The following is a 21412-nucleotide window of genomic DNA, read 5'->3' on the forward strand; positions in this document are numbered from 1 at the left end:
CATGAGCGGGCTCTCGCTTCGGGGCGCGAGGCTCAGGTGGTGCAGGGGCCCTCTAGAAGGCGCACATTCGACGCACAGGACACATACAACGAGCACCGGGCGTCATGGTCGCCTCGGTCGCAGGGTTGCGGTCGCTCGTCGTGGTCATGCGATCAGTAAACCAGACCTGCGGTGCCGACCCGGACGCGCTGTCCGGATAGTGGACAGCGGTGGACACGATTCGCCCAGGACAGGGCCCTGGTCCGCGTCACTGTGGCCAGCGCCACGGCCGTGGGCGCTCCCCCGGGGCCGGGCACGGCGGGGCGTTTGGGCCGTAATAAGGTCACTCCATGCTTGCTGCCCTGACGCTGATGACCGGCGTCGCCGCGCTGCTGCTGGCCGCCTGGTGCGGCTGGGCGGCCTACCGTGACCAGCCGACCAAGGACTGGCACTTCATCGGCATGGCCGTGGTCTCGCTGCTGGCCGCGGTGCAGCTGGTGCTCGGGATCGTGGCGCTGGCGCGGGGCGAGAAGCCGGCGCAAGGGACGACGATCTTCGTTGCGTATCTGCTGGGCGCCTTCGCGTGCGTGCCGGCGGCCGGGTTCATGTCGCTGGCCGAGCGCACCCGCTGGGGTTCGGTGACGGTCGCGGCCGGCGGGGTCGTCCTCGCCGTCCTGGAGGTGCGGCTCTATGACATCTGGGGAGGGTGAGATGGCCACCGTGGAGGAGAAGCCCGTAAGGACGCGGCTCATCAGCGGGCCGGGAATGCCGCTCGTCTGGTTCTACGGCGTGATGGTCGTCGGCGCGGTCTCGCGCTCCGTCTACCAGATCGCCACCGACTTCGGCCGGGCGCCGCTCGCGTACTCGCTGTCCGCGGTGGCCGGCCTCGTGTACGGGTTCATCACGTACACGCTGGTGCGCGGCGGGGAAACCGCCCGCAGGGCGGCGCTGGTGTGCTGCGCCGCCGAGCTCGCGGGGGTGCTGATCGTCGGCACGTGGACGCTCGTGGAGCCGTCCGCGTTCCCGGACGCGACCGTGTGGTCGGACTACGGCATGGGCTACGTCTTCATTCCGGTGCTGCTGCCGCTGTCCGCGATGTACTGGCTGCGCAGGGCCCGGACCGTCACGCCGTAGCCGCGTACGTCCCGGCCGGCTTCTCCAGAACGATCAACGGTACGCCGTCGTCGCCCTGGGAGGTGCCCACCGCCTGGTAGCCCACCCGCCGGTACAGGCGCAGGTTGCCCTCGCTGCGGTGGCCGGTGTGCAGCCGGAACCTGGTGGCGCCGCGCTCCTCGGCCAGCGCCGACTCGGCCGCGCGCAGCAGGCGGGCGCCGATCCCGTGGCCCTGGAGGCGGGGGTGGACGCAGAGCTTGCCGATGGCGGCCGCGCCGTCCTCGGTGACCCGGCCGCACACCGAGCCGACCACTTCCTCGCCGAGGCGCGCCACGAAGACGCAGTCCCCGGCGACCTCCTGGCGCACGGAGTCCAGGCTCTGGACGAGCGGGTCGATGCGGTAGTTCCCGTACAGCGCCGCCTCGCTCTGGAAACACAGGTACTGCAACCTGAAGATCTGCTCCGCGTCCTGCTCGGTCGCCGCAGAGATGGTCACGCTCATGCCCATGTGCGCACGCCTCCCGCTCACCTGATCGCCTGTCGTCCCCCACTCCTATCCCCGCGCTTCGCGGGCCGCAACCTCCGGTGTGAGCAGCCGACGCAGACAACCCAGGCATCGGGAACGTTCCGGGCCGAGACTGCCCTGTGAGATACCCAACTCCCCCGCGATCTCCCGGTATGTGAGGTCTCTGGGTGACAACAGCGCCTCCAGCAGCCGGGGGCAGCGGCCGGGCAGCCGGCGCACCGCGTCGCGCAGGGCACGGCGGCGGGCGGCGGCCAGGGCGAGTTGTTCGGGCCCGCGCTCACTGTCGTCGGCGGGCTCGAGGCCGTAGGGCCGCTCGATGGTGGTCGTGCGGCGGGTGCGGCGCGCCTCGGAGCGGACGGCCTTGCGCAGCCAGCCCTGCGGGTCGTGCGGCGGGGCGTCGGCCGCCAGGCGCTCCAGCAGCCGGACCCAGACGGCCTGCTCCAGGTCCCCCGGTTCGGTTCCGCAGGCGTGTGCCTCCGCCGTGGCCTCGGCTACGAGCAGGGGGCGCAGGGCGGTGAGCATGTCGTGCCTCATACGAGTCACGACGCGGCCGCCCCGGCACGGGTTGCCGGAGCGGCCGGGTGTTCACCCCCGGGCGGGGCGGGGCGGTCGCCCGCTTGACGGATCAGCGGCTCAGGAAGTCCTCCCGGGCGAGCAGCCCGGTGTCCGCGTTGTCGGTGAAGACGCCGTCGATGCCGGTGGCGAAGTACGCCTGGAACACGCCGAAGACGTCACCGTAGGCGTCCGCGGCCGTGCCCTTGCGGAACCTGGGCGGCAGGAAGGGGTTCTCGTTGCGCATGGTGTAGGGGTGCAGGATCAGGCCCGCGGCGTGCGCGTCACGGACGAGGGTGCTCGGCTCGGTGAGGTTGCCGTCCGCGTCCTTGGGGATGACCAGGTCGACGGTCGGGCCGATGCCCTGGGCGTAGGAGGCGATCTCCTTCAGGCCCTCGGGGGTGATGAGGTCGGCGACCGTACGCGGGTCGCCCGCCTCCACGAAGTCGTAGGGCCGGGTGTTCGCGCCCGACAGCAGCACGACGAGCGGGTTGCCGACGAGCCTGTTCAGCCGCTGGATGCTGCCCGGTTCGAAGGACTGCAGGATGACCGGCGAGTTCTTCTTGTCCTTGCCGTGCTCGCGCAGCAGCTTTGCGACCCGCTCCTCCAGACCGAGGCCCAGCTTGCGGAAGTATGTCGGATGCTTGGTCTCGGGGTAGATCCACACCTGCCGGCCTCGCCTGCGGGTCTGCTCGTCCTGCCACTTGAGGACCTCTTCGAAGGTGGGGATCTCCCAGCGGCCGTTGTAGAGGGTGTTGTGCGGGCGGTTGGCCGGGATGCGCTCGATCGCGCGCAGCGTCTTCAGTTCGGCGAGGGTGAAGTCCTCGGTGAACCAGCCGGTGGTGGGCACCCCGTCGAGGGTCTTGGTGGTCTTCCGGCCGGCGAACTCGGGGTGGTCGGCGACGTCCGTGGTGCCGCCGATCTCCGGCTCGTGCCGGCACACCAGGTGGCCGTCCCTGGTGGGCACCAGGTCACCGGCCTCGACGACATGGGCGCCGAGGCCGAGGGCCAGGTCGTAGGAGCCGAAGGTGTGCTCGGGCCGGTAGCCGGCGGCACCCCGGTGGCCGATGATCGTGGGGACCGGCAGGCTCTTCAGCCCGCCGCCACCGCCGTGGCCCCCGGTGGCGCCCTGCGCGGCGGCGGCCGCGCCGGGCAGCCCGAGGACCGCTCCGCCCGCCCCGAGCACCGCGGCGCCGAGCAGCGCCCGGCGTCCCGTCCCGCGTGCCTGCCCGTCCGGCTTCTGTGTCCCCATGACCGCCTCCTGCTCTCGTGTCGTCCGTGCGCGCCGATCGTAGGTGTGTGCGGATGACGGCACCGGCGCCGCCGGGTGATGCTGCGCCGAATACGCGGGTGACGCCGGATGTCGTGAGCGCGTGGAGGGGTGACGCCCCGTCGGCATGGCCGGAGGCGGGGAGGGAACCCGGGGTGAGCGAGGTCGGTCACATCGTTCCGGGCGGTTACCGGGTCACGGCGGGTCTCCCGCGCAGGTAAACGTGTGTCAACACTACGTAAGACGTGGTGAGCCCGATGTGCATTCCGCCCCGGGCCACGAGTATCGTCCTCACCTGCACAGACTCATACGCATCTTTTGACAATCCCTTGACACCGGAGGGCCCGTTGTCCCGCTTCGCGCTCATCAAGGCAGTGCTCGGACCGATCATGCGCCTGATGTTCCGCCCACGGGTGGAGGGCGCGGAGCGCATCCCGGGCGACGGCCCGGTCATCCTCGCCGGCAACCACCTGACGTTCATCGACTCGATGATCCTGCCGCTGGTCTGCGACCGCCAGGTCTTCTTCATCGGCAAGGACGAGTACGTCACCGGCAAGGGCCTCAAGGGCCGGCTGATGGCCTGGTTCTTCACCGGCGTCGGCATGATCCCGGTGGACCGCGACGGCGGCAAGGGCGGCGTCGCGGCGCTGATGACCGGCCGCCGGATCCTGGAGGAGGGCAAGGTCTTCGGCATCTATCCGGAGGGCACCCGCTCCCCCGACGGCCGCCTGTACCGCGGGCGCACCGGCATCGCGCGGCTGACGCTGATGACCGGCGCGCCGGTGGTCCCGTTCGCCATGATCGGCACGGACAAGATCCAGCCGGGCGGGTCGGGCATGCCGCGGCCGAGCCGGGTCACGGTCCGCTTCGGCGAGCCGATGGAGTTCTCGCGCTACGAGGGCATGGACCGCGACCGGTATGTGCTGCGCGCGGTGACCGACTCGGTGATGGCCGAGGTCATGCGGCTCTCCGGCCAGGAGTACGTCGACATGTACGCCACCAAGGCCAAGGCTGCCTAGTGCTGTGGCCGGAAAGGTTTGCCGGATAGCTCGCGGCGTCCGGTGCGGTGCATCGCAGGGCGGAGCATCGCCCGCGTACTGGATGTACTCGGGTGATGCGACAAGGCGGCGAGGTGCCGTGCCGGGCGTCGCGAGCCGGTGAACCTTTCCGGTCGCAGCACCAGGTCCTCACAGCCGCTGCCCCTTCAGCAGGAACCACGCCGCGCCTGCCGTGGCGAGCAGTACCGCCGCACCGGCTCCCGACGCCAGGTGCAAACCGTGCACGAAGGACTCCCGGGCCGCGCTCAGCAGCGCCTCGGAGGTGTGGGCAGGCAGGCCTGCCGCCGCCTCCACCGCACCGCCCAGTGACTCGTGGGCCGCCGGCGGTGTGCCTGCCGGGCCGGTGAAGTCGCGGTAGACGCCGGTCACGATGGAGCCGAGCAGCGCGATGCCGAGGGCCGCGCCGAGTTCGTACGCCGTCTCGGAGACCGCCGAGGCGGCGCCCGCCTGGTCCTTGGGCACACCGGCGAGGATCACGTCGGCGGTCACCGTGAAGGAGAAGCCGGCGCCCACGCCGACCACCAGCAGGGCCGCCCCGAGCAGCGGATAGCCGGTCGAGCCGCTGAGCGTGGTCAGCGCGGCGAGCGCCAGGCCGACGGCGGCGAGGCCGCCGGAGACCACGGCCCTGACCGAGAAGCGCCGGGCCACGCGGCCGGCGCAGAGTCCGGCCGCCACCGCGCCCACGGCGGCGGGCAGTTCGGCCAGCCCCGCCTCGAACGGCCGCCTGCCCTGCACCAGTTGCAGATACTGGGAGAGGAAGAAGACCAGGCCGGACATGCCGAGCACGGTCAGCAGATCGGCGAGGACGGCGCCGCTGAAGCCACGGCTGCGGAAGAGCCGTATGTCCAGCAGCGGGGCGGGCAGAGTGAGCTGGCGGCGCACGAACCAGTACAGCGCGGCCGCGCCGAGCAGCCCCGTGCCGAGGACCGGCCCGGTGAACCCGTGGGTGGCGGCCTCCTTCACCGCGTACACGACGGCGATCATGCCGACCAGCGACAGCAGCACGCTTGCCACGTCCCACGGGCCCGGGTCGGGGTTGCGGGACTCGGGCAGCATCCTGACGCCGACCAGGACGAGGACCGCCATCACCGGCAGGTTGATGAGGAAGACCGAGCCCCACCAGAAGTGTTCGAGCAGGAATCCGCCGGCGATGGGACCGATGGCCGTGCCGGCGGAGGCGGTCGCGCCCCAGACGCCGACGGCGAGGCTGCGCTCGCGGGCGTCGTGGAAGAGGTTGCGGATCAGGGCGAGCGTGGCGGGCATCAGGGTGGCGCCCGCGACACCGAGCAGCGCCCGGGCGAGGATCAGCATCTCCGGCGTCGCCGCGTAGGCGTTGAGGACGGAGACCGCGCCGAACGCGGTGGCGCCGCCGAGCAGGACGCGCTTGCGGCCGATGCGGTCGCCGAGGCTGCCCATGGAGACGAGCAGACCGGCGATGACGAACGAGTACACGTCGCCGATCCACAGCAACTGGGTGCCGGAGGGCCTGAGGTCCTCGCTGATGTAGGGGGTCGCGAGACCGAGGACGGTCGCGTCTACGGCCACCAGCAGCACGGCCAGGACGAGGACGCAGAGCGCGAGCCAGCGGCCCGGGCGCTCCTTGGTCTCCGCCGCACGAACCGGCTGCAGGGTGCTGGTCATGATTCCTCTCTTCGTGGTGTGTCGTGCCGCAGGGCGCCGCCGAGCAGGAGCTCGACGATCATGTGCGTGAAGTCGTTGCGGGCCACCCGGCCCTCGGCAACGGCCCACGCGCCGGACGCCAGCAGGCCGTACAGCGCCTCGGTGAGCCAGCCCGGGGTGAGGTCGATGCGGAACTCGCCGGCGGCCTGGCCGCGCCGGAACAGGGCCGCGATCCGGTCGTCGATGCGGGACCAGCCCGCGTTCTGCTCCCCGCCCTCGAACAGCTGGTTCTCGGTGTACAGGAAGGCGAGCAGTGCGGCCGCCGGCTCGATCTCGCGCACCAGCCGCCGTACGGCCTCACCGGCGGGCCCCTCGTCGAGGCGGGCCGCGTCGAGAGCGGTCTCGCACTCCTGGATGCCGAGCGTCTCCAGCGCCCGTACGAGCGCGTCGCGCCCCGCGAAGTGGCGGTGCAGCGTGGCCCGGCTGATCCCGGCCGCCTTGGCGACCTCGTCCATGGTGGCGGTGGACTTCCGGGTGAGCAGGGCGGCTGCGCTGCGCAGCACGTGTTCACGATCGACGGCCATGCGACAACAATACCCCATGCGAGACACCTCTGTCTCACCATGGGCATACAGGTCTCAGCGACCGCTCCTCAAACGCTCCTGAAACGGTGCCCAAACGGGCCTCGGAAGACGGTGCCGCGGGCTCAGTGCCAGGGCAGCTGTCCGCGTTGCTCCCAGTAGACGTGCGGGTCCTCGGCCAGCGCGTCGAGGCGCGCGAGCCGGTCCGCGTCGAGGTCGACGGCCGGGGCGTGCAGGTTGGACACGAGCTGCCCCACGGTGGCCGCGCCGGAGAGGACGACCCCGGCCCACGGGCGGCACAGGATCAGGGCGAGGGCGACCGCGTCGCAGCCGAGGCCGGCCTCCCGGGCCACGGCCTTCAGGGCCTCGGGCGCGTACGGCTCGGCGAGCCGTCCGTTGGCCATGCCCTCCTTGACGATCACCGTCAGCCCGGCGTCGTGCGCCTCGGCGAGGGCCGGACCCGCGGAGGTCTCCAGGGCGTTGTACGTCGACTGGACGGTACGGAAGAGGGGCTCGCCGTCGACGGTGACGGCGAGGGCGGCCCGGATGGCGTCGGCCTGGGCCGGGCCGCTGGTGGAGAATCCGACGGTCAGGCCCTGCGCGGCGGCCTCGGCGAGCCGGGCGTGCAGCTCCTTGTCGGTGAGGGCCGGGCTGTCCGGGGTCACCGAGTGGATCTGGTACAGGTCGAGCCGGTCGCCGAGCAGCTGCGCCGTCTCGGCGCGCTGGCGCTCGTACGTCGCGAGGCTGTGGTCCTTGACCTCGTGCCTCTCGGCGTCGATGGTCCACTTCGCGGTGTAGGTGTAGCCCCACTTGCTGCCGATGACGACGTCGTCGACGTCGGGCCGGGCCTTCAGCCAGGCGGCGAGGAACTCCTCGGACCGGCCGTAGGAGCGGGCGGCGTCGAAGTAGCGGACGCCCTGCGCGTAGGCGGCGTCCAGCAGTTCGTGTGTGCGCTCGCGCAGGGCGTCGACGGTGCGGTCGGCCGGGAGGTCTTGCTCGCGGCCGAGGTTGATGTAACCGGGCCGCCCGACGGCGGCGAGCCCCAGGCCGATGTGGCAGGTGGGCGTCGTGGCCGAGGCCAGTCGGGCGAAGGGCATCGCGGGCTCCGTTCCGGTCGGTTCCTTACGGCTGGGAACCAACCTAACCCGCGCCGCCCTTCACGTCTCGACCTGCTACTTCTTCCGCTTGGCGGTGGCCCAGGCGTGCTGCACCGCCACGTCGGCCCTCAACTCGGCGAGTTGCACGGCCACCGCGCTCGGGGCGGTGCCGCCGCGCCCGCTGCGGGAGGCGAGGGCGCCCGCGACGTCGAGGACCGTGCGCACCTCGGGGGTGAGATGGGCGGAGATCTTCGCGAACTGCTCGTCGGTCAGCTCGTCCAGCTCCTTGCCCTCGGCCTCGGCCACCTTCACGCACTCGCCGGCCACCTCGTGCGCCACCCGGAACGGCACGCCCTGCCGGACCAGCCACTCGGCGATGTCGGTGGCCAGCGAGAAGCCGGCCGGTGCCAGCTCCTCCAGGCGTTCGCGGTGCACGGTGAGGGTGGCGATCATGCCGGTGAAGGCCGGGAGCAGAACCTCCAGCTGGTCGCAGGAGTCGAAGACGGGCTCCTTGTCCTCCTGCAGGTCGCGGTTGTACGCCAGCGGGAGCGCCTTCAGGGTGGCGAGCAGGCCGGTCAGGTTGCCGATCAGCCGGCCGGACTTGCCGCGGGCCAGCTCCGCGATGTCCGGGTTCTTCTTCTGCGGCATGATCGACGAGCCGGTGGAGAAGGCGTCGTGCAGGGTCACGAAGGAGAACTCCTTCGTGTTCCAGATGATGACCTCCTCCGCGATCCGGGAGAGGTTCACGCCGATCATCGCGGTGATGAAGGCGAACTCGGCGACGAAGTCACGGGAGGCCGTGCCGTCGATGGAGTTGCCGACGCTGCCGTGCTCGAAGCCCAGGTCCTCGGCCACCGCCTCCGGGTCGAGCCCCAGGGAGGAACCCGCCAGGGCGCCGGAGCCGTACGGGGACACGGCCGTCCGCTCGTCCCACTGGCGCAGCCGCTCGGCGTCCCGGGACAGCGACTGCACGTGCGCGAGGACGTGGTGGGCGAAGAGGACCGGCTGGGCGTGCTGGAGGTGGGTACGGCCGGGCATCGCCACGTCGGGGTGTGCCTCGGCCAGGCCGATCAGCGCGTCCTGGAGGTCGGCGATCAGGCCGCCGATGATCCGGGCGTGGTCGCGCAGGTACATGCGGAAGAGGGTGGCGACCTGGTCGTTGCGGGACCGGCCGGCGCGCAGCTTGCCGCCGAGGTCGGGGCCGAGGCGCTCCAGCAGGCCGCGTTCCAGGGCGGTGTGCACGTCCTCGTCGGCGATGGTGCCCACGAAGCCGCCGGCCGCCACATCCGCTTCGAGCTGGTCGAGCCCGGCCAGCATGCGCCGGAGTTCGTCGTCCGTGAGCAGCCCCGCCTTGTGCAGCACGCGCGCGTGGGCGCGTGAGCCGGCGATGTCGTAGGGCGCGAGCCGCCAGTCGAAGTGGACGGACGCGGACAGCTTCGCCAGGGCCTCGGCGGGACCGTCGGCGAAGCGGCCGCCCCAGAGCCGTACGTCACCGCTGTTGCTGCTCACTTGCGTTGCTCCTCGAAGATGGCGATGTGCGGCCGCCTCCCCACTCTCGGCAAGCAGCGAGGCGGCCGTCAGGCTAGTGCGTGTGAGGGGTCGTCGGGCGCCTGCGCGCGGGCCGCGCCAGGCTATGCCTGCAGATCACGCTTCGCGGCGATCTTCGACGACAGGCTGTAGATGTCGATGAAGCCCTTGGCCGCGGACTGGTCGAAGGTGTCGCCGGTGTCGTAGGTGGCGAGGTTGAAGTCGTACAGCGACTCCTGGGAGCGCCGGCCGGTGACGACCGCGCGGCCGCCGTGCAGGGTCAGCCGGATGTCGCCGGAGACGTGCCGGCTCGCCTCGTCGATGAAGCCGTCCAGGGCGCGCTTGAGCGGGGAGAACCACTGGCCGTCGTAGACCAGTTCGCCCCAGCGCTGCTCGACCTGCCGCTTGTAACGTGCCAGTTCGCGCTCGACGGTGACGTTCTCCAGCTCCTGGTGGGCGGTGATCAGGGCGATCGCACCGGGAGCCTCGTAGACCTCGCGGGACTTGATGCCGACCAGGCGGTCCTCGACCATGTCGATCCGGCCGACGCCCTGGGCCCCGGCGCGCTCGTTGAGCTGCTGGATGGCCTGCAGCACGGTGACGGGCTTGCCGTCGACGGCGACCGGGACGCCCGCCTTGAAGGTGATGACCACCTCGTCGGGGTCGCGCTGCACGGCCGGGTTCTGGGTGTACTCGTAGATGTCCTCGATCGGGGCGTTCCAGATGTCCTCGAGGAAGCCGGTCTCGACGGCGCGGCCGAAGACGTTCTGGTCGATGGAGTACGGGGACTTCTTGGTGGTCGCGATCGGGAGGTTCTTCTCCTCGCAGAACGCGATCGCCTTGTCCCGGGTCATCGCGTAGTCGCGGACGGGGGCGATGCACTTGAGGTCGGGGGCGAGGGCGACGATGCCGGCCTCGAAGCGGACCTGGTCGTTGCCCTTGCCGGTGCAGCCGTGGGCGACCGTGGTGGCGCCGTGCTTCTTGGCGGCGGCGACCAGGTGCTTGACGATCGTCGGCCGGGACAGGGCGGAGACCAGCGGGTAGCGGTCCATGTAGAGGGCGTTGGCCTTGATCGCCGGGAGGCAGTACTCGTCGGCGAACTCGTCCTTGGCGTCGGCGACCTCGGCCTCGACGGCGCCGCACGCGAGGGCGCGCTTGCGGATGACGTCCAGGTCCTCGCCGCCCTGGCCGACGTCGACCGCAACGGCGATGACCTCGGCGCCCGTCTCCTCGGCGATCCAGCCGATGGCGACGGAGGTGTCCAGACCGCCCGAATAGGCGAGTACGACGCGCTCGGTCACGGGTTTCTCCTCACAGTGCATTCGCTGACATGCATGAGTATGCAGAACTCTGCATGGTTCGTCAATCTCCGGTCGGCGGGGCGCGCGGCCCGGGCGGCGCACGGACCGCGCGGGGGCGGCCGCGGTGGGCGCGACCAGGTTCCCCGGAAAGCCGAAACTCCTTAGACCCTCGAAAGAAGTCCGCGATAATCGCTGGACATGGGAAAGACCTATGAGCGCATAGACGGCAGGCTCCGCACCTTCATCGAGGAGCAGCCCCTCTTCTTCACCGCGACCGCTCCGCTGGCCGGCGACGGCACGGTCAACCTCTCCCCCAAGGGCCTCAAGGGCTCCTTCGCGGTGCTCGACGAGCACACCGTGGCCTACCTGGACTTCGCCGGGTCCAACGCGGAGACGATCGCGCATCTGCGCGAGAACGGCCGGATCACGCTCATGTGGTGCGCCTTCCAGGGCCCGCCCAACATCGTGCGCATCCACGGCCGGGGCGAGCCGGTCTTCCGCGGCGACCCGCGCTTCGGGGAGCTCTTCGCCCACTTCCCGGACATCGACCCGGCCGCGCACGGGCTGCGCGCGATCATCGTGGTGCGCGCCGGGCTGATCCGGGACACCTGCGGCTACGCGGTCCCCTTCATGGCCTACGAGGACGACCGGGACCTGCACGGCAAGCGCTTCGCGCGGGAGGACGACGCCTCACTGAGCGAGTACTTCACCAGGAAGGAGCACGTGGCCACCAGCCTGGACGGACTGCCCGGGCTGCCGTTGCCGCTGCCGCCCTCCAGCGTCTGAGCCGTGTGCCCCGGTGTCGCCGCCGCCCTCGCGTCCGCGTCCCTCCCCGTGCCCGGCGCCGCGCCGGCCGGTGACCCGCCGGGCGGAACCCGCATGCCCCGCCGGCGGGTGCACCAGGACTCCTGGTGGTGCCAGGACATCGGCTCCCGCTCCGGCAACCGCTGGACCGGGCCGCGCCCCGCCGACTGCCGGGCCGCCGAGTCCGGGCACCCGGCCTCCTGCGCCGGGCAGTGCGCGTACGCGCTCGTGGCCGGCTTCAGCCACGGCCGCCCGGTGCGCGGCCGGGGAGCCGGGGTCCTCCTGCGCGTGGGCGGGGCCGGGGCGACGGCCGGCTGCGTACCGGTGCCGGAGTCGGCCGTGCGGCGGATCCCTGCCCGGGACCGATCCGGCACGCGGGCCGCAGCTCGCGATCGGGGCACAGGGCGGGGCCACGGCGCTCAGCCGTCACCGATACCGGGCGGCCTCGCCGTCGCCCGCCGGGCCGGCCGGCAACCGCACCGTGAACGTCGTCGAGCCCGGACGGCTCTCCAGGCCCACGCTTCCGCCGTGCGCCTCGGCCACCGCCGCCACGATCGACAGGCCGAGGCCCGCTCCGGCACCGCCGGAGGGGTCCGTGCGGCGGCGGTCGGCACGGGTGAAGCGTTCGAAGACGCCCGGCTGGACCTCCACGGGGACGCCGGGACCGTCGTCGTGGACCCGGAGGACGGCCGTGCCGTCCCCGGTCCCGGTGCGCTCGGTCTCCAGGGTCACCGACACCTTGGTGCCCACGGGTGTGTGCAAACGCGCGTTGGCCAACAAGTTGGCCAACACCTGTTGCAGGCGGTGGGCGTCGCCGGTCACCATCACCGGCTCCTCCGGCAGCTCCATCGTCCAGCGGTGCTCGGGGCCCGCGGCCCGGGCGTCCGTGACCGCGTCCAGCACCAGCCGGGTGAGGTCGACGGGACAGCACTCCAGCGGGCGGCCGGCGTCGAGGCGGGCCAGGAGCAGCATCTCGTCGACCATCTCACCCATCCGGGCGGACTCGGCGGCTATCCGTTCCAGGGCGCGTGTGACCTCGGGCGGCACCGGGCCCGGGTGCAGCAGCGCGAGCTCCGCGTGGCCGCGCACCGAGGCGACCGGGGTGCGCAGCTCGTGGCTGGCGTCGGCGGCGAAGCTGCGCAGCCGCTCCTCGCTGGCGTGCCGTTTGGTCAGCGCGTCCTCGACGTGGTGGAGCATGCGGTTGAAGGCGGCGGCGACCCGGCCCACCTCGCTGCGTGGGTCCGCCTCGGGTGCCCTCGGCGGCAACGCGACCTCGCCGCTGGCCAGCGGCAGCTCGCTGACCCGGGTGGCGGTCGCCGCTACGCGGCTGAGCGGGCGCAGCGACCAACGCACCCACAGGGCTCCGGCGACGCCCGTGATAGCGAGGGCCAGGCCGAAGACCACGAAGGCGACCATCTCCAGCCGGTGGACGGTCGCCTCCACCGGCTCCAGCGGCAGCCCGGTGATCAGCACGTCGCCGTCCAGGCCCCGGGCGGCGACGACCCGGTAGCGGTGCAGGGCCGACAGCACGACCGTGTGGCACCTGCCGTCGACCGGCACCCCGGCCAGCTGGGCCCGGTCCCGGGCGGTCATGCGCACGGTCAGGTCGGTGGAGTAGTCCGCGTCGGCGTCGGGCACCACCGCGGCGTTGGTCACCCTGCCGTCGACCAGGCGCACGCCGAGCGTGCCGGAGGCCTGGCGGCGGGTGTCGCCGTGCTCGTCGCCGTCGTGGTCGCTTTGGGGCAGGGTGCCGTGCTCCAGGCTGGCCGGGAACCGGGCGCCGAGGTCCCGCAGCTGCTGGTCCACGCGGCTGGCGAGGAAGCCGTCCAGCTCGACCACGGCGGCCACGCCGACGGCGGCGCAGCTCACGGCGAGCAGCACGGCCAGGCCCGCGGTCAGCCGGGCCCGCAGGGTGCGCGGGCGTGGCAGGCGGGCGAGGAGCCGCCCCGCCCTCAGCAGCGCGGCCCGCACCCGCCCGCCGATCCCGGCGCGCGACCCGCTCACCGGACCACCGGCTTCAGCACGTACCCCGCCCCGCGGACCGTGTGGATCATGGGCTCGCGGCCCGCGTCCACCTTCTTGCGCAGGTAGGAGATGTACAGCTCCACCACATGGGCCTGGCCGCCGAAGTCGTAGGACCACACGCGGTCGAGGATCTGCGCCTTGCTGAGCACCCGGCGCGGGTTGTGCATCATGAAGCGCAGCAGCTCGAACTCGGTCGGGGACAGCTCGATCAGCTCGCCGCCCCGGGTGACCTCGCGGGCGTCCTCGTCCATGACCAGGTCACCCACGGTCAGTCGCGGGCCGTCCTCGAGTTGCCGGGCCATCCCGGCGCGGCGCAGCAGCCCGCGCAGCCGGGCGACGACCTCCTCCAGGCTGAACGGCTTGGTCACGTAGTCGTCGCCGCCCGCGGTGATCCCCGCGATGCGGTCCTCCACCGCGTCCCGCGCGGTGAGGAAGAGCACACAGACGTCCGGCTGCACGGCGTGCAGCTCGTGCAGCACCGCGAAGCCGTCGGTGTCCGGCAGCATCACGTCGAGCACCACGGCGTCGGGCTGCAGCTCACGGGCCTCGGCGACGGCCGCGGCCCCGTCGCCGGCGGTGCGGACCTCCCAGCCCTGGTAGCGCAGGGCGCCGGAGAGCACCTCGGCGAGGTCCGGGTCGTCGTCGACGACGAGGACCCGTACGGGGGTGCCGTCGGGGCGGGCGAGGACGGGGCGGGGTGTGTTCATGGTCCCTCCAGCATCCCCCAGGCCCGCAATCCGTCCGCGGCGCCCGTCCCTCTGAGTTTCCTGTGAGTGGCCTCTGGGCCTGGCGAGTGACTCCTGCCCGCACGAGTGACCTCTGTGGATGCAGTGACCTCTGCGTACCCGGGTGCCGCCTGCACATCCGGGTGCCGCCTGCGTACCCGGGTGCCGCCTGCGCACCCGGGTGCCGCCTGCGCACCCGCGTGACCTGCGCACCGCCGTGGGAGCGCCGGCGGATCGGCGCCGCTGTGCGACCGCCGGGATGTGAGCTCTGCGTGAGCGTCCGCTCTGAGTTCTCTGTGGGGTGGGCCCGCGGCCCCGGATTTCAGAGCGCCCTCAGAAGTTCGCCCCGCACAGTTGCGTACCGGACAGGCGAAAGGACGCGAACACATGACAACGGTGTACGAGCGGCGGGCTGCGGCACCGCCCGTACCACTGGCGCCCCGGCGTTCTCCGGCGGGTGCCGTGCTCGCGCTGCTGTGGGCCGGGGCCGCCGCGGTGGTCGGTCTGTGGTGGTACGACACGTCCTCCGTGGTGGGGGCGGCGGGCTGGCTGACCGGCGCCGGGCGGATGGCGGGGCTGCTGTGCGGCTACTCCTGCGCGGTGCTGGTGGGGCTGATGGCCCGGGTGCCGGTGCTGGAGCGGCGGGTGGGCTCGGACCGGGTGGCGCGCTGGCACGCGATGGCCGGCCGGTACACGGTGTGCCTGCTGGTCGCGCACGTGGTGCTGATCCTCGCCGGGTACGCCGCCCAGGACCGGGCCTCGCTCGTGCACGAGGCGGTCACGGTGGTGCTGGACTACCCGGAGATGCTGAAGGCCACCGCCGGCACGGTGATCCTCTTCGCGGTCGGCATCACCTCCGCGCGCGCGATGCGCCGCCGCACCAGTTACGAGTTCTGGTACTACGTGCACCTGCTCACCTACGCCGCCGTCTTCCTCGCCTTCGGGCACCAGCTGGCGCTGGGCAACGAGTTCAACGGGCACACGGTGGCCACGGCCGCCTGGTACGCGCTGTACCTGGGCGTCGCCGCGCTGGTGCTGTGGTTCAGGATCCTCGCCCCGGTGCGGCTCAACCTGCGGCACCGGATGCGCATCGAGGCGGTGCACAAGGAGGCGCCCGGCGTGTACTCCGTCGTCGTGCGCGGGCACCGGCTGGACGAACTGGGCGCGCAGCCGGGGCAGTTCTTCCGCTGGCGGTTCCTCGCCGAGGGCATGGGCTGGACGTCGACGCCGTACTCCCTGTCCGCGCCGCCCCGCCCGGACCTGCTCCGCATCACGGTGAAGGCGCTCGGCGACCACAGCGCGGCGGTGCCGCTGCTGCGGCGGGGCACCCGCGTGTGGGCGGAGGGCCCCTACGGGTCGATGACCGCCGACCGGCGCACCTCCCACAAGTCGCTGCTGATCGCGGCCGGGGTCGGCATCACCCCGTTGCGGGCGCTGTTCGAGACCCTGCCCGGCGACGTCACCCTGCTCTACCGGGCCCGCACCGCGGAGGACCTGGCCCTGGGCGGCGAGCTGGAGGCCATCGCCCGCTGGCGCGGGGCACGGGTGCTGTACGCGCTCAACGGCCCGCGCGGCGAGCGCCCCAGTTTCACCGTCGAGTCCCTGCGCGGCGCCGTCGCCGACCTGTCCGGGCACGACGTGTACATCTGCGGTCCGCACGCCTTCGCCCAGGACCTGTACACGGTGCTGCGCGCCGCCGGGGTGCCGGACCGCCGTATCCACCACGAGTCGTTCGAACTGTGACTGTTGTGAATGCCATGAGTCCCGCGGGAGTTGTGAGGCCGTCGTGCACGCGTTGAAGAAGAGCCGTCCGCTGCGCCGCGTGGTGCTGGCCAGCGCCGCCACCGTCTCCGGGCTGGTGATGCTGCTGTCGCTGAAGCCGCACACGCCGCCCGAGATCGCCGCGGCGCCGGCGCCGGCCCCGTCCAGCGGTTCGAGCGCCGCGGCCGGGTCCGGCGGGTCGGGCGGGTCGTCGTCGAGCGGCAGGAGCACCGGTACCAGGACGGTCACCGGGCAGACCGTCCAGACCCGTTGGGGCCCCGTCCAGGTGCGGATCACGGTGAAGAACGGCAGGATAACGAACGTGACCGCGGTCTCCTATCCCTCGGACAACCCGCACGACCAGGAGATCAACAGTTATGCGATCCCCCAGCTGAGGAGGGAAACTCTGGCCGCGCAGAGCGCGAACATCGACTCCGTGTCCGGCGCCACGTACACGAGTGACGGGTACAGGCAGTCGCTGCAGTCGGCACTGGACTCGGCGGGGCTCTGAACACTCGGCGCATCAGCCGCGTATCTGTGGGCCAAGGGTCAAATCCCCACGGAGGAACCGTGACCACCACGCTCGCAGGAGGCCGCGCCGCCCGGCGTCAGACGATGCGCCGCATCCGGCCACGCCGCTCCCCCGCCGTCCCGCTGCTGCTCGCCCTCTGGGCGGGCGCGGCGGGCGTCATCTGGCTGTGGTGGATGAACACCCCATCCATCGCCGACACCAACGGGAAGATCCTGAACGCGGGCCGGATCACCGGGCTGCTGGCCGGCTATCTCATGGCGCTGGTCGTGCTGCAGATGGCGCGCGTGCCCGCCCTGGAGCGACGGGTCGGCTCCGACCGGGTCGCCCGCTGGCACGCCATGAGCGGCCGTTACACCATCTGCCTGGTCCTCGCGCACGTCTTCCTCATCATGTGGGGCTACGCGCTGCAGGCGGGCAAGTCGCTCGGCGACATCGTCCAGCAGACCATCGACTCCATCAACCAGCTGCCCGACATGGGCAAGGCCGCCATCGGTACGGGCCTGCTCGTCGTGATCGGACTGATCTCGATCGGCCCGGTCCGCCGCCTGATTCCGTACGACGCCTGGTACCACGTGCACCTGTTCACGTACGCCGCGGTGTTCCTGACGTTCTGGCACCAGATCACCACCGGCAACGACTTCGCCGTCGAACCGGTGGCGAAGACCTTCTGGTACGGCCTGTACGGCGCGGTGACGGCGCTCGTGCTCTGGTACCGGATCCTCACCCCGATCCGGTTGAACCTGAAGCACCGGATGCGGGTCGAGGCTGTCATCGAGGAGACACCGGGGATCGTGTCGGTGCTGATCGGCGGCCGGAAGCTGCACCGGATGGGCGCGGAGGCCGGGCAGTTCTTCCGCTGGCGGTTCCTGGCGCCGGGGATGCGGTTCAGCTCGCACCCGTACTCGCTGTCGGCGGCGCCCCGCCCGGATCTGCTGCGCATCACCGTGAAGGCGATCGGCGACCACAGTGCCCGGCTGCGTGAGCTCACCCCCGGCACCCGGGTGTGGGCGGAGGGCCCCTACGGCGCGCTCACCGCCGCCCGCCGCAGCCGCGGCAAGGTGCTGCTGGTGGCGGGCGGTGTGGGCATCACCCCGATGCGGGCGCTGTTTGAGACGCTGCCCGGCGCGGCCGGCGACATCACCCTCCTGTACCGGGCCAACAGCACTCAGGACCTGGCCCTGTGGGACGAACTGGCGAAGATCTCCGACGAGCGCGGCGCCCGGCTGATGTACGCGGTCAACAGCCCCGACGGCGAACGCCCCGACATCTCCGCGGAGACCCTGCAGCGGAAGATCGCCGACATCGACCGCCACGACGTCTTCATGTGCGGCCCGCCCGGTTTCGCGCAGTCGGTGTACGAGGCACTGCGCGGCGCGGGAGTCCCCGCCCGCCGTATCCATCACGAGTCGTTCGAGATGTGAGCGACGGGAACGTCCGGAAAAACCACGGGACTTACGGGACTTACGGGACTCCCGGGAAATCAGGAGCTCAGAGGCATGAGGAAGAGCCACCCCATCCGGCGCGCCGTGCTGGCCGGCGCCGCGACCGTGTCCGGCATAGTGCTGCTGCTGTCGCTGAAGCCGGCCTCGGGTCCGGCCGCCGCGTCGGCGGCCGGCGCGGCCCCGCAGCAGACGGCGGCGGCACAGGAGTCGCCGCAGGGCGGCAGCGGTGCGCAGAAGACGGGCACGCAGACCGTCACCGGCGACGTGGCCACGACGCAGTACGGCAACGTGCAGGTCCGGCTGACCGTCAGCGGGGGGAAGGTCGTCAAGGCGGAGGCCGTGCAGGCGCCCAAGGGCGGGCTGAGCGACCAGAAGACCGCGACGGCCGTGCCCAAGCTCAACCAGGAGGCGGTGGCGGCCGGCAACGCCAACATCGACGCGGTGTCCGGGGCGACGTACACCAGCGGCGGGTACCGGAAGTCGCTGCAGTCGGCACTGGACAAGGCGAAGGCGGCCGCGGGTTCCCCGTCCGGGTCCTCCGCCGGCTCCTCCGGCTCGGGTGCCGCCCAGGCGCGCACCGTCACCGGCAAGGTCGCCCAGACCGAGTACGGGCCCGTCCAGGTGAGGATCACGGTCAGCAACGGGAAGATCACCAAGGCCGACGCGGTGCAGGCGCCCAAGGGGGGCCTCAGCGACCAGAAGACCGCGATGGCCGTCCCCAGGCTCAACCAGGAGGCGGTGGCGGCCGGCAACGCCAACATCGACGCGGTGTCCGGCGCCACCTACACCAGCGGCGGCTACAAGCAGTCGCTGCAGTCGGCACTGGACCAGGCCGGTGGCTGAGGCAGTGACCGAGCCGGCCGACGCTCCCGCCGCGGTGCGTCATGCGGAGGAGGTCATGGGGACCGTCTTCTCCTTCGACGTCCGCGGCGGGGAACCCGACGCGGTCCGGGCGGCGCTGCGCGAGGCGGTCGCCGGACTGCACCGGGCCGACGAGCTGTTCAGCACCTACCGCGACGACAGCCAGGTCTCCCGGCTGGCCCGCGACGAACTCACCGTCCAGGAGTGCGACCCCGAGGTCGCCGAGGTCCTGGAACTCGGCGCCGAGGCCGAGCGGGTCAGCGACGCCTGGTTCAGCCTGCGCTACGGGGGGCGGCTGGACCCGACCGGCATCGTCAAGGGCTGGGCCGCCGAACGGGCGGCCCGGCGGATCGCGGCGGCCGGGGCGAGCGGGGTCAGCGTGAACGGCGGCGGCGACGTCCAGCTGCTCGGCACGCCCGAGCCGCAGCGGCCGTGGCGGGTCGGCGTGTCGGATCCGCTGCGCCCCGGCGGGCTGGCGGCGGTGATCTCCGCGGCCGGCACCGCGGAGCTGGCTGTGGCCACCTCCGGCACCGCCGAGCGCGGCGCCCATATCATCGATCCGCGCACCGGCAGGTCCGCGGTCACGGACCTGGTGGCGGTCACGGTGGTCGCCCCCCGCCTGACCTGGGCGGACTGCTGGGCGACGGCGGCGTTCGCGATGGGCGCCCGGGAGGGCCTGGCCTGGCTGGAGTCCCTGCCGGACGTGGAGGCGCTGCTGATCACGGCGGGCGACGAGGTGCGCTGTACGGGAGGGCTGGCCCGGCGGCTCGGCTGAGCCGCCCACGTCCAGGGCACGGCCGGCTCAGTGCCCGTTCTGGGCCACGGCCGGCTCAGTGCCCGTTCTGGGCCAGCCGCAGCAAGTGGTCCGCCAGCGCCTGCCCGCCACCGGGATCCCGGCTGATCAGCAACAGCGTGTCGTCACCCGCGATCGTCCCGAGGATGTCGTGCAGCTCGGCCTGGTCGATGGCCGACGCCAGGAACTGCGCGGCCCCCGGAGGAGTCCTCAGGACCACGAGGTTCGCCGACGCCTCCGCCGAGATCAGCAGCTCCTGCGACAGCCGCCGCATCCGCTCCTCCTTGGCGGACTCCCCCAGCGGCGCGCGAGGCGTGCGGAAGCCACCCTCGCTCGGCACCGCGTAGATGAGGTCGCCGTCGGTGTTGCGGATCTTCACCGCGTTCAGCTCGTCGAGGTCCCGCGACAGCGTCGCCTGAGTGACGTTCAGACCGTCGTCGGCGAGCAGTTTCGCCAACTGGCTCTGGGAGCGCACCGGTTGCCGGTTGAGGATGTCCACGATCCGGCGGTGGCGTGCGGTGCGGGTCTGCGGCAAGGCGGGCCCGGAGGCCCCGGCTTCGGTCTGCCCGTGGTCCTGCGCCTGACTCATCGTCGTCCCATTCTCCGGATCATCGGTCCCCGCCTGCCACGTCCAGGATGCCGGGCAGCGCCCCGAGGAAGGCGTCCACCGCGTCGTCGCCGAGGTTCAGCGCAGGCATCAGCCGTACGACGTCGGGGGCGGGCGCGTTCACCAGGAAGCCGGCCTCCTGAGCCGCCTGCTGCACCTGGGGTGCGAGCGGCTCGGTGAGCACGATACCCAGGAGCAGGCCCGCGCCCCGGACATGGGCGACCAGCGCGTGCCCGGAAGACTCGATTCCGTCGCGCAGCTTCTCACTGAGCCGCTTGACGTTCTCCAGCAACCCCTCGCCCGCGATGGTGTCCAGGACGGCGAGCCCGGCCGCGCAGGCCACCGGGTTGCCGCCGAAGGTGGTGCCGTGCTGGCCGGGTTGGAGCAGTTCGGCGGCGCGCCCGAAGGCGACGGTCGCTCCGAGCGGCAGCCCGCCGCCGAGGCCCTTGGCGAGCGTGACGACGTCCGGCAGGACGCCCTCGTGGGCCTGGTACCCGAACCAGTGCCCGGTACGGCCGATGCCGGTCTGCACCTCGTCGAGGACCAGGAGCGAGCCGGTGGCCGCCGTGATCGCCCGGGCCGCCTTCAGATAGCCGGCCGGGGGCACCACGACGCCGTTCTCGCCCTGGATGGGCTCGATGACGACGAGGGCGGTCTCCTCGGTGACCGCGGCGGCCAGCGCCTGCGCGTCCCCGTAGGGCACGTGGGTGACATCGCCGGGCAGCGGCAGGAACGGCTCCTGCTTGCCGGGCTGGCCGGTGAGCGCCAGGGCGCCCATGGTGCGGCCGTGGAATCCGCCCTGGGTGGCGACCATGTGCCGGCGGCCCGTCAGGCGGCCGATCTTGAAGGCGCCCTCGTTGGCCTCGGCGCCCGAGTTGCAGAAGTAGACCTTGCCGTCACGGCCGAAGAGCTGCAGAAGGCGCTCGGCGAGGGCGACGGGCGGTTCGGCGATGAAGAGGTTGGAGACGTGCCCGAGGGAGGCGATCTGCCGGCTCACGGCCTCGACCACCGCGGGATGGGCATGGCCGAGCGCGTTGACCGCGATGCCGCCGACGAAGTCGAGGTACTCCTTGCCGTCGGCGTCCCACAGCCGGGCGCCCTCGCCGCGCACCAGGGGCAGCCGCGGGGTGCCGTAGTTGTTCATGAGCGCGCCCTGCCACCGCGTGGTCAGTTCCTGGTTGCTCACGCCCTGACTGCTCCGGTTCCGGTTGCTCGAGTCCTGGGTGCTCAGGTCCTGG

The 21412-nt window shown here is 72.2% G+C and carries 21 protein-coding genes; 9 read left to right on the plus strand and 12 right to left on the minus strand.

Going from position 1 to position 21412, the window contains the following annotated elements; all coding sequences use genetic code 11:
- The first annotated feature begins 329 nt into the window (after positions 1–329).
- Positions 330–689 (plus strand): hypothetical protein, encoded by a 360-nt coding sequence (locus ACH4UM_RS10670; RefSeq protein WP_398176241.1) that lies wholly within the window; start codon positions 330–332, stop codon positions 687–689.
- A gap of 1 nt (position 690) precedes the next feature.
- On the plus strand, positions 691–1113 hold the full coding sequence (locus ACH4UM_RS10675) for a hypothetical protein (protein ID WP_398176718.1): 423 nt from the start codon (positions 691–693) through the stop codon (positions 1111–1113).
- On the opposite strand, the gene ACH4UM_RS10680 is transcribed toward ACH4UM_RS10675, so the two are convergent.
- The 3 genes from ACH4UM_RS10680 to ACH4UM_RS10690 all read right to left on the minus strand — a co-directional run bounded on the left by ACH4UM_RS10680 (position 1103) and on the right by ACH4UM_RS10690 (position 3422).
- Positions 1103–1600: a GNAT family N-acetyltransferase gene (locus tag ACH4UM_RS10680; protein WP_398176243.1), complete on the minus strand. Its 498-nt coding sequence runs from the start codon at positions 1598–1600 to the stop codon at positions 1103–1105. The two genes, ACH4UM_RS10675 and ACH4UM_RS10680, sit on opposite strands and share 11 nt — an antisense overlap.
- 45 nt (positions 1601–1645) lie before the next feature.
- Complete coding sequence (locus ACH4UM_RS10685; RefSeq protein ID WP_398176245.1) at positions 1646–2152, minus strand: RNA polymerase sigma factor; 507 nt, start codon at positions 2150–2152, stop codon at positions 1646–1648.
- Positions 2153–2243: 91 nt separating this feature from the next.
- Positions 2244–3422: a glycerophosphodiester phosphodiesterase gene (locus ACH4UM_RS10690; protein WP_398176247.1), complete on the minus strand. Its 1179-nt coding sequence runs from the start codon at positions 3420–3422 to the stop codon at positions 2244–2246.
- A 275-nt stretch (positions 3423–3697) separates the two neighbouring features.
- Here ACH4UM_RS10690 and ACH4UM_RS10695 point away from each other — a divergent pair, with 275 nt between their 5' ends.
- Entirely contained in the window at positions 3698–4459 is a 762-nt protein-coding gene (locus tag ACH4UM_RS10695) for a lysophospholipid acyltransferase family protein (protein WP_398176249.1), read from the plus strand.
- Positions 4460–4627: 168 nt separating this feature from the next.
- Here ACH4UM_RS10695 and ACH4UM_RS10700 read toward each other — a convergent pair whose 3' ends face one another.
- The 5 genes from ACH4UM_RS10700 to ACH4UM_RS10720 all read right to left on the minus strand — a co-directional run bounded on the left by ACH4UM_RS10700 (position 4628) and on the right by ACH4UM_RS10720 (position 10624).
- Positions 4628–6139, minus strand: coding sequence for an MFS transporter (locus tag ACH4UM_RS10700; protein ID WP_398176251.1), 1512 nt, complete (start codon positions 6137–6139; stop codon positions 4628–4630).
- Positions 6136–6702 (minus strand): TetR/AcrR family transcriptional regulator, encoded by a 567-nt coding sequence (locus ACH4UM_RS10705; RefSeq protein ID WP_398176253.1) that lies wholly within the window; start codon positions 6700–6702, stop codon positions 6136–6138. The genes ACH4UM_RS10700 and ACH4UM_RS10705 overlap by 4 nt, the downstream gene beginning before the upstream one ends.
- A gap of 122 nt (positions 6703–6824) precedes the next feature.
- A complete protein-coding gene (locus ACH4UM_RS10710) occupies positions 6825–7796 on the minus strand; it encodes an aldo/keto reductase (RefSeq protein WP_398176255.1) in 972 nt (323 codons plus the stop codon).
- A 75-nt stretch (positions 7797–7871) separates the two neighbouring features.
- Positions 7872–9305, minus strand: a complete 1434-nt coding sequence (argH, locus tag ACH4UM_RS10715; protein WP_398176257.1) for an argininosuccinate lyase — start codon at positions 9303–9305, stop codon at positions 7872–7874.
- Between the two features lie 122 nt (positions 9306–9427).
- On the minus strand, positions 9428–10624 hold the full coding sequence (locus tag ACH4UM_RS10720; RefSeq protein WP_398176259.1) for an argininosuccinate synthase: 1197 nt from the start codon (positions 10622–10624) through the stop codon (positions 9428–9430).
- Between the two features lie 198 nt (positions 10625–10822).
- Between ACH4UM_RS10720 and ACH4UM_RS10725 the strand changes: the two genes are divergently transcribed.
- Entirely contained in the window at positions 10823–11410 is a 588-nt protein-coding gene (locus ACH4UM_RS10725; RefSeq protein WP_398176261.1) for a pyridoxamine 5'-phosphate oxidase family protein, read from the plus strand.
- A 444-nt stretch (positions 11411–11854) separates the two neighbouring features.
- Here the strand turns inward: ACH4UM_RS10725 and ACH4UM_RS10730 are convergent, their stop codons facing one another.
- Both ACH4UM_RS10730 and ACH4UM_RS10735 read right to left on the minus strand, forming a co-directional pair.
- Positions 11855–13399: a sensor histidine kinase gene (locus tag ACH4UM_RS10730; RefSeq protein WP_398176720.1), complete on the minus strand. Its 1545-nt coding sequence runs from the start codon at positions 13397–13399 to the stop codon at positions 11855–11857.
- A 29-nt stretch (positions 13400–13428) separates the two neighbouring features.
- Positions 13429–14160: a response regulator transcription factor gene (locus ACH4UM_RS10735; protein WP_398176263.1), complete on the minus strand. Its 732-nt coding sequence runs from the start codon at positions 14158–14160 to the stop codon at positions 13429–13431.
- Positions 14161–14565: 405 nt separating this feature from the next.
- Between ACH4UM_RS10735 and ACH4UM_RS10740 the strand changes: the two genes are divergently transcribed.
- From ACH4UM_RS10740 to ACH4UM_RS10760, 5 genes are all read left to right on the plus strand, one after another.
- Positions 14566–15921, plus strand: a complete 1356-nt coding sequence (locus ACH4UM_RS10740) for a ferric reductase-like transmembrane domain-containing protein (protein ID WP_398176265.1) — start codon at positions 14566–14568, stop codon at positions 15919–15921.
- A 43-nt stretch (positions 15922–15964) separates the two neighbouring features.
- Positions 15965–16450, plus strand: a complete 486-nt coding sequence (locus tag ACH4UM_RS10745) for an FMN-binding protein (protein WP_398176267.1) — start codon at positions 15965–15967, stop codon at positions 16448–16450.
- A gap of 59 nt (positions 16451–16509) precedes the next feature.
- Positions 16510–17892 (plus strand): ferric reductase-like transmembrane domain-containing protein, encoded by a 1383-nt coding sequence (locus ACH4UM_RS10750; RefSeq protein WP_398176269.1) that lies wholly within the window; start codon positions 16510–16512, stop codon positions 17890–17892.
- 75 nt (positions 17893–17967) lie between these two features.
- Complete coding sequence (locus tag ACH4UM_RS10755; protein WP_398176271.1) at positions 17968–18756, plus strand: FMN-binding protein; 789 nt, start codon at positions 17968–17970, stop codon at positions 18754–18756.
- Positions 18757–18811: 55 nt separating this feature from the next.
- Positions 18812–19549 (plus strand): FAD:protein FMN transferase, encoded by a 738-nt coding sequence (locus ACH4UM_RS10760; RefSeq protein ID WP_398176722.1) that lies wholly within the window; start codon positions 18812–18814, stop codon positions 19547–19549.
- Positions 19550–19604: 55 nt separating this feature from the next.
- Here ACH4UM_RS10760 and ACH4UM_RS10765 read toward each other — a convergent pair whose 3' ends face one another.
- Positions 19605–20156 carry an arginine repressor gene (locus ACH4UM_RS10765; protein WP_398176273.1) on the minus strand — a complete coding sequence of 184 codons (552 nt, stop codon included), beginning with the start codon at positions 20154–20156 and terminating at the stop codon, positions 19605–19607.
- A 19-nt stretch (positions 20157–20175) separates the two neighbouring features.
- A complete protein-coding gene (locus ACH4UM_RS10770) occupies positions 20176–21360 on the minus strand; it encodes an acetylornithine transaminase (protein ID WP_398176724.1) in 1185 nt (394 codons plus the stop codon).
- Between the last annotated feature and the right edge of the window lie 52 nt (positions 21361–21412).

It is taken from the genome of Streptomyces sp. NPDC020801, from assembly GCF_044334385.1.
In the GTDB taxonomy this organism is placed as follows: domain Bacteria; phylum Actinomycetota; class Actinomycetes; order Streptomycetales; family Streptomycetaceae; genus Streptomyces.

Excerpts from the sequence above, each read along its gene's own strand:
- ACH4UM_RS10670 (WP_398176241.1), top strand. The coding sequence starts at position 330 with ATGCTTGCTGCCCTGACGCTGATGACCGGCGTCGCCGCGCTGCTGCTG.
- ACH4UM_RS10675 (WP_398176718.1), top strand. The coding sequence starts at position 691 with ATGGCCACCGTGGAGGAGAAGCCCGTAAGGACGCGGCTCATCAGCGGG.
- ACH4UM_RS10680 (WP_398176243.1), bottom strand. The coding sequence starts at position 1,600 with ATGGGCATGAGCGTGACCATCTCTGCGGCGACCGAGCAGGACGCGGAG.
- ACH4UM_RS10685 (WP_398176245.1), bottom strand. The coding sequence starts at position 2,152 with ATGAGGCACGACATGCTCACCGCCCTGCGCCCCCTGCTCGTAGCCGAG.
- ACH4UM_RS10690 (WP_398176247.1), bottom strand. The coding sequence starts at position 3,422 with ATGGGGACACAGAAGCCGGACGGGCAGGCACGCGGGACGGGACGCCGG.
- ACH4UM_RS10695 (WP_398176249.1), top strand. The coding sequence starts at position 3,698 with ATGTGCATTCCGCCCCGGGCCACGAGTATCGTCCTCACCTGCACAGAC.
- ACH4UM_RS10700 (WP_398176251.1), bottom strand. The coding sequence starts at position 6,139 with ATGACCAGCACCCTGCAGCCGGTTCGTGCGGCGGAGACCAAGGAGCGC.
- ACH4UM_RS10705 (WP_398176253.1), bottom strand. The coding sequence starts at position 6,702 with ATGGCCGTCGATCGTGAACACGTGCTGCGCAGCGCAGCCGCCCTGCTC.
- ACH4UM_RS10710 (WP_398176255.1), bottom strand. The coding sequence starts at position 7,796 with ATGCCCTTCGCCCGACTGGCCTCGGCCACGACGCCCACCTGCCACATC.
- ACH4UM_RS10725 (WP_398176261.1), top strand. The coding sequence starts at position 10,823 with ATGGGAAAGACCTATGAGCGCATAGACGGCAGGCTCCGCACCTTCATC.
- ACH4UM_RS10735 (WP_398176263.1), bottom strand. The coding sequence starts at position 14,160 with ATGAACACACCCCGCCCCGTCCTCGCCCGCCCCGACGGCACCCCCGTA.
- ACH4UM_RS10740 (WP_398176265.1), top strand. The coding sequence starts at position 14,566 with ATGACAACGGTGTACGAGCGGCGGGCTGCGGCACCGCCCGTACCACTG.
- ACH4UM_RS10755 (WP_398176271.1), top strand. The coding sequence starts at position 17,968 with ATGAGGAAGAGCCACCCCATCCGGCGCGCCGTGCTGGCCGGCGCCGCG.
- ACH4UM_RS10760 (WP_398176722.1), top strand. The coding sequence starts at position 18,812 with ATGGGGACCGTCTTCTCCTTCGACGTCCGCGGCGGGGAACCCGACGCG.
- ACH4UM_RS10765 (WP_398176273.1), bottom strand. The coding sequence starts at position 20,156 with ATGAGTCAGGCGCAGGACCACGGGCAGACCGAAGCCGGGGCCTCCGGG.